Here is a 279-nt window from a genome sequence, read left to right as displayed (position 1 = left end):
CCAGCGCCCTTCCTGGTATGCGGATTCTTTCGGGAGATAGTAATTAGCATCCGCCCATTCAACGGCGGTCTGTGGCTCCGGCCTGAACAGTGAGCGAAGCCCGGCGCGGACAAAATGCCGCAGCCTGTTAACCTGACTGTTCGATATATTCACTCAGCAACCCCGGTATCAGTTCATCCAGCGCGGCTGCTTTGTTCATGGCTTTGATGATATCCCGTTTCAGGAAATCAACATGTCGGTTTTCCAGTTCCGGAAAACGCCGCTGCACCGACAGGGGGA

The 279-nt window shown here is 54.8% G+C and carries 1 pseudogene; it reads right to left on the bottom strand.

The features are described from left to right. Positions 1 to 127 precede the first annotated feature (127 nt). A pseudogene (locus SCA31_RS23035) lies at positions 128 to 279 on the bottom strand (DNA-packaging protein); the annotation flags it as partial.

Origin of the sequence: Chryseobacterium sp. SIMBA_028 (assembly GCF_046535285.1) — a bacterium.
In the GTDB taxonomy this organism is placed as follows: Bacteria; Bacteroidota; Bacteroidia; order Flavobacteriales; family Weeksellaceae; genus Chryseobacterium.
The sequence above is the reverse complement of the archived record's forward strand: the minus strand, read 5'-3'. Positions and strand labels throughout refer to the sequence as shown.